This window comes from Actinosynnema sp., from assembly GCF_052038725.1.
Window position 1 is genome coordinate 1 of sequence record NZ_JBQGCX010000234.1, and the last position, 3,956, is coordinate 3,956.

Consider the following 3,956-nt stretch of genomic DNA (forward strand, 5'->3'; position numbering starts at 1 on the left):
GCGCCTCGTCCGCGTCCCAACGGCCCGTTCGCCGCGCCGCTCGCCGCCGCCTGCCCGCCGCGCCTCGTCCGCGTCCCAGCGGTCCGGCCGCCGCGCCCCAGCAGCCCACCTGCTCCCCGCGCCCCACTGCCCGTCCGCCGCCCCGTCTCACTCCCCAACCACCCCCCACCCGTGCCCCACATCACCCGCCCGAGCGGAACACCAGCCCCCCTTCCCGCTGTTCACGGGGGTGGAGAACACGCGCTCCGGGGCTCGGTGAAATCCCGAACCGGCGGTGAGAGCCCGCGAACCGCCGCCAGGCGGCCGACCCGGTGGGATTCCGGGGCCGACGGTCACAGTCCGGATGAGAGGTGCGCAGCGGTCCCGCGACCCTGCCATGCCCCGGAACGGGGATGGAGGAGCGGTGCACGTCCTGCTGGAGCACGGTTTCACGCTGTTCGGGCAGCGGGTGTCCTACGCCGAGTTCGCGGGCCAGGTCCTCGCGCTCGTCGTGGTCTTCTTCGCCCAGCGCCGCTCGATGCTCACCTGGCCGGTGCAGCTCGCGTCGGTCGTCCTGCTGTTCGCCGTCTACGCCTCGGCCGACCTCGGCGGCATCGCGGCCCGGCAGGTGGTCATCGGGCTGATCACCCTGCACGGCTGGTGGGCCTGGAGCCGCCGCCGCGACCCGGTGCTCGGCGTCGTCGTCCGGACCGGCGCCACCCGCGAGCGCGTCGCCGTGCTCGCCGCCTTCCTCCTCGGCACCACCGGCTTCGCGCTCCTGCTCGACGCCACCAACGCCTCCTGGGCGCCCTGGCCCGACGCGGCGATCTTCGTCGGCACCGTGCTCGCGTTCGCCCTCCAGGGCCGCGGCCTGGTCGAGTTCTGGATCGTGTGGCTGGTCGTCGACGCGATCGGCGTCCCCCTGCAGCTCCGCTCCGGCCTGTGGTTCAGCGCCGCCGTCTACACCGTGTTCGCCGTGCTCGTCGTCAAGGGCTTCCTCGACTGGAACCGCGAGGCCCGCCGCGCGCCCCGCGCCGCCGACCCCGCCAGCCCCGCCAGCCCTGCCAGCCCCGTCAGCCCGGTCTGACCAGGCCGGGCAGGGTGGTCAGCCCGTCCGCCAGCGCCTCGACCCGCGCGTCCACCGCCCGCCCGTCCCGCATCGCCTCACCGACCTGCTCCTGCACCAACCGCGTCAGCAGGTCGTAGTTCGGCACGGCGGGCCGGGGCCGCGCCGAGTCCAGCGCCTCCCGCAGCACCCTCAGGTGCGGCCGGGTCCACAACGACCCGTCCTCGTACAGCGAGGTCCGGGTCGGCGCGAACCCGGCCTGCTCCAGCAGCGTCCGCTGCCGCGCCGGGTCGGTCAGGAACCGGACGAACTCCCGCGCCGTCCTCCCGTGCCGGGTGCACGTCGACACCCCGAGGTTCCACCCGCCCAGCGCGCTCTGCCACGGCAGCGGCGCCACGCCGATCAGCGCCGGGTCCAGCGACCCCTCCGCCCGGTCGGGCGCGGTGAGCTGGGCGTACGCGTAGGGCCAGTTGCGCATCAGCGCCACCTCGCCCCGCCCGAACGCCTGCCAGCTCGCGTCCTCGTCGTAGTCCAGCGTGGACCGCGGCAGCCACCCGTCGCGCACCGCGCCCACCAGCGACCGCACCGCCGTGGCCGACCCCGCGTCCAGCGCCGGGTGCGGCACGCCCCGCGCGTCCACCGGCACCGGATCGCCCTCGAACGCCCACATCGCCTCGAACGCGTTGACCGACAGCCCCTCGTACGCCTTCCGGAACTGCCCCGCGTACCCGGCCACCGACGGCTCCCGCCTGCTCACCGCCAGCGCCGCCTCCCGCAGCCCCGCGAAGCTCGTCGGCGGCTCCGCCACCAGGTCGGTCCGGTAGTAGAGCAGGCCCGCGTCGGCCCGCCACGGCACCGCCCACAGCCGCGACGCGCCCGCCCCGTCCCGCGCCCGCCCCAGCTCCTCGCTCCGCGCGTACCGGGCGGCCCGCAGCGACTCCGGCCGGAACTCGGACAGGTCGAGGTCCCGGTCCGACACCTCCGCCAGGAACCCGCCCTCGGCGAACTCCGCCGTCCACACCACGTCCATGGCCATCACGTCGTAGCAGGGCGCCCCCTCCTCCCGCTTGCTGCGCTGCGAGTGGGCGATCAGCTGGGCCCGGTAGGCGTCGCTGCCGGACGCCTGCTCCTGGAACGACACCGGCTGGTCCGGGTTGAACCGGTTCCACATCTCCACCAGCCGGGTGATCTGCTTGTCCACCGAGGTGTCCTTGGAGTCCGCGAAGACGATGGGCCCGCTCCGCTCCTCCCACCCGGCCTCGGGCTCCGCGCACCCGGCGAGCGCCCCGCCCAGCAGCAGCCCGCACAGCAGCAGCCCGCCCGGCGCCGTCCGCCCCCGCCGCTCACCCCACATCCCACAGCTCCTCCGCGACCTCGTCGACCAGCGCGACCACCCCGGCCCGGTCCACCAGCGGCAGGCACCTGCGGCCGTTGGCGTCCAGCAGCGCCCGCAGCTCCGACGACGGGTCGCACGCCCCGGCCCCGACCCCCACCCCGACCACGACCCGCTCCGACACCGGCCCGTACCCGAACCCCACCCGGTCCCCGGCCCCCGCCACCACCACGACCTGCGCCGCCCGGTCCAGCGCCACCCGCTCGGCCACCAGGGCGCGGAGCGGTCGCCCCCCGTCCACCACGACCTCGACCCGGTCGCGCCCGGCCCCGTCCGCCGACTCCACCAGCCCGGTGACCTGGTCCGCGACCTGCCCGCCCAGCTCGGAGGTGTCGGCGACGACCAGCGCGACCCTGGTCTCCTTCCGCACCCGCGCCCACACCTCGCGCACGCGGGCCGCGTACTCCGGGGTGGCCAGCGCGGCGGGCCTGCTCGGGCGCAGCCCCCGCGTCGTGGTGTCCCCGCCGACCGCGCCCCGCAGCCCGGACCGCTTGAACCGGTCCTGCGCGACCGCGTCCCCCACCAGGAACCCCCGGAACTTCGCCGCGGCCTCCCCGACCGGGGTGGCCCGGTACTCCTCGACCGACGGCGCCACCCCGCTCGCGGGCGTCCGGACCACGTCCACGAACAGGTGGTCCAGCCAGAGCGAGCCGCCCTCGGGGTAGAACACCTCCAGCCCGCCGCACTCGTCCACCCGGTCCGCCAGCTCGGACTCGGCCGCCACGAGCACCGACCGCACCTCGCCGCACAGCCCGCCGCCCGCGCCGCCGGGCACCTCGGCCCCGACCCGCGCGGCCATCCGGTGCAACTTCGGCCCGGCCTCGGGCCCCCGCTCCGGCGGGTTCAGCCCCCCGCCGACCGCCGCGACCGTCGCCATCTGCGCGCTCCCGGTCACGGCGGGCTCCAACCCGAACAACCGCCACCCGTCGGCGCCCAGCAGCGACTGCCAGGACACCTGCCGCGAGTCCTCGCGCACGGCCAGCTCCGGCGCCCACCGCTCCGGCACCCCCAGCGCCACCACCGACCGCGCCACCACCGACGGCACGCCGCCCACGTCGGCGTGCAGGCTCAGGCCCTTCTGCGACCCGTCCTCGGCCAGCAGCGCCCGCGCCTGCTCCAGCTCCAGCCCGCTCGCGGGGATCCACACGTGCGGCTCGGGCACGCTGGTGCCGATGCCCCCGCCGACCGGCAGCCCGTCGCCCAGCGCGCGCACCACGTCGGCCGACTGCGGCCCCTCCGCCACGTGCACCCTGACCCCGGCGCAGCGCAGCTCGCCCGGCGCCCGCTCGCCGTCCTCGAACTTCACCACCAGGTCCCGCAGCTCGTCCACGACCTCCCGCGAGGCCAGCACGTTCAGCTGCACCGGCAGCGCGCACCCGGCCACCTCCGGCGGCCCCTGGCAGGCGGTCGGGACCAGCAGCAGCACCACCGCGACCACCAGCACCCCGGCGTTCCTGCGGCTCAGCCGCGCCCCCAGCGCCCGCCGACCCCAACCCGCCACCCGGTTCGGCGCGCGCC

3 protein-coding genes and 1 riboswitch are annotated in these 3,956 nt (G+C 76.7%); of the genes, 1 reads left to right on the plus strand and 2 read right to left on the minus strand.

What is annotated here, in order from left to right; genetic code table 11:
* Positions 1 to 237 precede the first annotated feature (237 nt).
* A riboswitch (FMN riboswitch) is annotated at positions 238 to 359 on the plus strand.
* Positions 360 to 403: 44 nt separating this feature from the next.
* Positions 404 to 1,066, plus strand: a complete 663-nt coding sequence (gene pnuC, locus ACTUAL_RS04540) for a nicotinamide riboside transporter PnuC (protein ID WP_440899365.1) — start codon at positions 404 to 406, stop codon at positions 1,064 to 1,066.
* Here the strand turns inward: pnuC and ACTUAL_RS04545 are convergent.
* Positions 1,053 to 2,399 (minus strand): extracellular solute-binding protein, encoded by a 1,347-nt coding sequence (locus tag ACTUAL_RS04545; RefSeq protein ID WP_096491960.1) that lies wholly within the window; start codon positions 2,397 to 2,399, stop codon positions 1,053 to 1,055. The genes pnuC and ACTUAL_RS04545 overlap by 14 nt on opposite strands.
* Positions 2,389 to 3,956: hypothetical protein (locus ACTUAL_RS04550; RefSeq protein WP_440899366.1), on the minus strand; the 1,568-nt coding region annotated here is incomplete at its 5' end. The genes ACTUAL_RS04550 and ACTUAL_RS04545, both read right to left, overlap by 11 nt.